The sequence below is a fragment of the Pseudomonas weihenstephanensis genome (assembly GCF_016812185.1).
GTDB lineage: Bacteria > Pseudomonadota > Gammaproteobacteria > Pseudomonadales > Pseudomonadaceae > Aquipseudomonas > Aquipseudomonas weihenstephanensis.
The window spans coordinates 1-4,552 of record NZ_JAAEBV010000013.1 but is presented as its reverse complement, the minus strand read 5'-3'; the positions used below and the strand labels follow the sequence as shown (position 1 = coordinate 4,552).

Sequence of the window (4,552 nt, the reverse complement as noted above, 5' to 3'; positions counted from 1 at the left end):
CAAGACGTGGAATTCACCTACCGCAAAATCACCTGGACGCACGAAGTGTGCGGCACATCCGGTTCCGATGACTGGCGTTCGCCTGTAGCGGGCTGAAACTGACCTGCTGCTTGACGGCATCCATCGTTGATCACGGTGGGTGCCGATGAAGCCGTTAAGGTGTTCACCTTGAGGAACAATGGATGTTCAGCCCTGCCAACGAAACGCAATTCACTCTGACCATCACGGGGCTTGCTCACGATTTGCGTGTGCTTAAGTTTGAGGGGCAAGAGACGATCAGCTCACCGTTTGCAATCAAGGTGGAGCTGGTGAGCGAGCGCCCCGATCTCGACCTTGAAAGCCTGCTGCATCAACAGGCATTTCTGGCATTCAACCACAGCGGTAACGGTATTCACGGGCAGATTTATCGCATTGCCCAAGGCGATTCTGGCGAGCGCCTGACCCGTTACAGCCTGACATTGGTGCCTCAACTGGCGTACCTGCGCCATCGCACCAACCAACGTATTTTTCAGCAGCGCACGGTTGCGCAGATCATTGCCAGCATCCTCGAAGAGCACGGGATTCATGGCGATGCCTATCAGTTTCAATTGAATTCGACCTACCCGGCGCGTGAGTACTGTGTTCAGTACGACGAGTCGGACTTGCACTTTATTCAGCGCCTGTGCCACGAAGAAGGCATTCACTACCACTTTCAACATTCAGAACAGGCGCACCTGCTGGTGTTCGGCGACGACCAGACGGTCTTCCCTCAGTTGGGCACGCCTACGGCCTATGTGCAGGGCAGCGGCATGGTGGCGGATGAGCCGGTCGTCAAGCATTTCAATGTGCGCCTTGAAACCCGCACCAGCCGTACCACCCGCCGTGATTACGATTTCCAGAAAGCCGGCTTTCGGGTCGAGGCCGCCCACAGCCCGCAAGCGCAGAGCCCGCAACCCGATCTGGAAGACTACGACTATCCAGGCTTGTTCGTGCAGGGCGAACGTGGCAAACCCTTGACCCAGCGCGCCCTTGAGCGCCATCGCGCCGACTACCGTCTGGCCGAAGGCAAAAGCGATCAGCCGACGTTGGTCTCGGGGCATTTCTTCTCCCTTACCGAACACCCGCGCAAGGCGTGGAATGCCCTGTGGTTGCTGACTGAGGTCCATCATCAGGGCTATCAGCCGCAAGTGCTGGAAGAGCACATCACCCACGACAGCGATACGCACACCGAAGCGTTTGAGCAGGGCTATCGCAACCGCTTCGTGGCCACCCCGTGGGATGTGTTTTACCGCCCGCAACAGGCCTACCCCAAGCCCAGGGTACTGGGCAGCCAGACCGCCTTGGTGACCGGGCCTGCGGGGGAAGAAATCTATTGCGATGCCCACGGCCGGATCAAGGTCAAGTTCCATTGGGACCGCGAAGGCAAGGTCGATGACAAGTCCAGCTACTGGTTGCGGGTGGCTTCCAGTTGGGCGGGCAGCAACCACGGCAGCGTGACGATCCCGCGGGTCGGCATGGAAGTGCTGGTGACCTTTCTGGAGGGGGACCCGGATCAGCCGGTGGTCAGTGGCTGTCTGGCCAATAGCCTTAACCCGGTGCCTTACCCCTTGCCGGCCAACAAGACCCGCAGCGTGTTCCGCAGTCGCAGCTCACCGCAGAGCACCGGGTTCAACGAGCTGCACCTTGAAGACCGTGCGGGTCAGGAACTGATCTACCTGCGCGCCCAGCGCGATATGGAACACAAGGTCGAACATGACAGTCGCCTGGAAGTCGGTAACGAACGGCATGAAACCATCATGGGCAACAACATCGTGGTGCTTGAGGCCGAAGATCAGCGTACGGTCACTGCCGACCGCAAGGTCGAACTCAAGGCCAATGATTATTTGCAGGTCGCCAGCAGCAGCCACACCCGCGTCGGGCAGACGCTGGTGGCCGAAGCGGGGCAGGAAGTGCACCTCAAGGCGGGCGCCAATTTGATCCTCGACGCGGGCGTAAGCATCACCCTTAAAGCGGGCGGCCAACACATCGTCATTGGAGGCGGGGGGATATTCAGCAGCACCCCCATTCAAATCGGCGGGGCACCCGCCAGCGGCACGGCTGCCGCACCGTTGTTACCCGGTTTGCTCGGGTTGTTGGCTGTGCCCTCGTTGCTTGAACAAAAGCAGGCTCAGACCGCTCAAGCCCCCGAGCAGCCCGAGCAGCCCGAGCAGCCCGAGACGCCAGCGCCGCTCAAGCCGGTGTGCAAAGACTGTTTACTCGCCGCGCAGGCCAAGGCTGATGCGCTGGTGGCACGTTAACGTTTATGTGACGCACACAAAAACAAGGAAAGGTCATGTTATCGACCGCACAGGACTGGCTGCATCACTTGATGGATGAGGCGCGCAGCGCTGGCCTCAATCACCTGGACTTGCTACTCAATGGCGCCGTGTTGCCGCACGGGCTGTTAGCGCCCCTGCTGGAACAGGTTCCGGCCCCTGAGTGTGCCTGGTTGTTCGAGCACACCCTTGAGCACGCATTGGCGCACCAAGGGCCGCTGTTGTTGCGCATTGCATTGGGCAATCAAGCGCAGTGTGCAGAGGCGGCGCAGTTGCTCAATGCCGTCCACACGCACTTTTGTGTGCTGGCCCTGACCAGCCGCTGGCCTTTCGAGGCATTGGCGGCGCACCTGCGCGGCGCTACGCAGGCGACCTGGAACAAAGGCGCCAGCAGCGGTGTGTTGCGCTACTACGACACGCGCCTGTTCCGGCATTTTTGCGAGCAGCTCGAGCCTCAGCAACTCGGGCAATTCCACGCCCCGGTGAGCCAGTGGCACTGGATCGACCACGACGGCAAACAGGCCTCGCTCTCAGGTTTTGATGCCCGTATTCAGGAGCAGAGCGGGTTGACCGGCTTGTCCCTGAGCGATGATCAGGTGCAGCACCTGCAAGCTGTGAGCGCAGCCCTTTTATGGCTCAAAAGCCATGAGTGTACGCCGCACGCACATGGCTTCACCTCGCACGAAGGCCTGATCCGCTGCCTGACCGGTATACACCTGGAGGTCAGTCGCCAGCAGTTGCCAAAACACCTCCACGAAGACTTCATCGCCAGTGCATTGAGTGAACACCCGCCCTTGAGCCTTAGCCCTGGCAACGTTGTTTTATGAGGTGCGCCGTGTGTGAGGTTGACCGGCGGCTTAGCGTTGCAAAATGGCGAGCAGAACAAAATGGAGGAGCCGGCCACATGTCCAACATCATGATTCGAGCACTGTTGCTGACGTTGATCAGCGGTCTTTCGCTGCAAGGCTGCGCCCAACCCAAACCTGAGCGTTTGGGGGCACCCATCGAGGGCTACAGCCATACCTCGGCGGCGGTTAACCGGTTTTCGGTGAATGGGAATGGTGGGCCGAATATCGGGCCGTATGGCGGCGGCGGTAAGCAGAACTGCTGCGCGCCGATGCCGGTGAAATGGCATCCAGGGCTGACGGTGGTGGTTGAGTGGGAGAAGGACACTGATCCGTATGCTTACGGGCGCTGGACTGAAGTGATGTTTTCTGATGCGTGGAATAAGCGTATGGATGAACACAAAAAGCGTTACACCCACCATCGAGCCGTTGTACCTGTTGCGCGGTATGAGCGATTGGGCGTGGTGAATGTGCATTTCTTACCTTGTAACCAAGTGGCGGTTAGCGCAGGACTCATGATGCCCGGCACGCCTAACTACCCTTATAAGTTCCCTCAAAAAATGGAGGAACCGGCCACATGTCCAACATCATGATTCGAGCACTGTTGCTGACGTTGATCAGCGGTCTTTCGCTGCAAGGCTGCGCCCAGCCCAAACCCGAGCGCTTGGGTGCTCCCATTGAGGGCTACAGCCATACCTCGGCGGCGATTAACCGGTTTTCGGTGAATGGGAATGGCGGGCCGAATATCGGGCCGTATGGCGGCGGCGGTAAGCAGAACTGCTGTGCGCCGATGCCGATGAAATGGCATTCGGGGCTGACGGTGGTGGTTGAGTGGGAGAAGGACCCTAATCCACATGATTCAGGAAATTGGCCTAAACCCCGCTATTCGGAGGCTTGGAGCAAGGCAGCCAGAGAGCACGAGACGCACTACACCCACCATCGAGCCGTTGTACCTGTTGCGCGGTATGAGCGATTGGGCGTGGTGAATGTGCATTTCTTACCCTGTAACCAAGTGGCGGTTAGCGCAGGACTCATGATGCCCGGCACGCCTAACTACCCTTATAAGTTCCCTCAAAAAATGGAGGATCCGGCCACATGTCCAACATCATGATTCGAGCACTGTTGCTGACGTTGATCAGCGGTCTTTCGCTGCAAGGCTGCGCCCAACCCAAACCTGAGCGTTTGGGGGCACCCATTGAGGGCTACAGCCATACCTCGGCGGCGATTAACCGGTTTTCGGTGAATGGGAATGGCGGGCCGAATCTGGCTCCGTATGGGTACGGTGGCGGTCAAATGTGCTGTGCGCCGATGCCGGTGAAATGGCATTCGGGGCTGAGTGTGGTGGTTGAGTGGGAGAAGGATCCCAAGCCGCATGATTATGTAAATTGGCCTAAACCTAGGTATTCGGATGCA

The 4,552-nt window shown here is 58.8% G+C and carries 5 protein-coding genes and 1 pseudogene; all 6 read left to right on the top strand.

Translation table 11 applies throughout. The annotated features are described in order from the left end of the window. Positions 1-96 (top strand): annotated as a pseudogene (locus GYN01_RS22065) (Hcp family type VI secretion system effector); the annotation flags it as partial. Positions 97-182: 86 nt separating this feature from the next. Next, positions 183-2,276 (top strand): type VI secretion system Vgr family protein, encoded by a 2,094-nt coding sequence (locus GYN01_RS22060; protein WP_203307797.1) that lies wholly within the window; start codon positions 183-185, stop codon positions 2,274-2,276. Positions 2,277-2,311: 35 nt separating this feature from the next. Beyond that, positions 2,312-3,121, top strand: coding sequence for a toxin Tle1 chaperone Tla1 (locus GYN01_RS22055; protein ID WP_203307796.1), 810 nt, complete (start codon positions 2,312-2,314; stop codon positions 3,119-3,121). 77 nt (positions 3,122-3,198) lie between these two features. After that, positions 3,199-3,732 carry a Tli1a family immunity protein gene (locus GYN01_RS22050; RefSeq protein ID WP_203307795.1) on the top strand — a complete coding sequence of 178 codons (534 nt, stop codon included), beginning with the start codon at positions 3,199-3,201 and terminating at the stop codon, positions 3,730-3,732. Further along, positions 3,717-4,250 (top strand): Tli1a family immunity protein, encoded by a 534-nt coding sequence (locus GYN01_RS22045; RefSeq protein ID WP_238936412.1) that lies wholly within the window; start codon positions 3,717-3,719, stop codon positions 4,248-4,250. Before GYN01_RS22050 ends, GYN01_RS22045 begins: the two co-directional genes overlap by 16 nt. Next, a partial coding sequence (locus GYN01_RS22040) for a DUF3304 domain-containing protein (RefSeq protein WP_238936411.1) occupies positions 4,235-4,552 on the top strand: 318 nt, incomplete at its 3' end. The genes GYN01_RS22045 and GYN01_RS22040, both read left to right, overlap by 16 nt.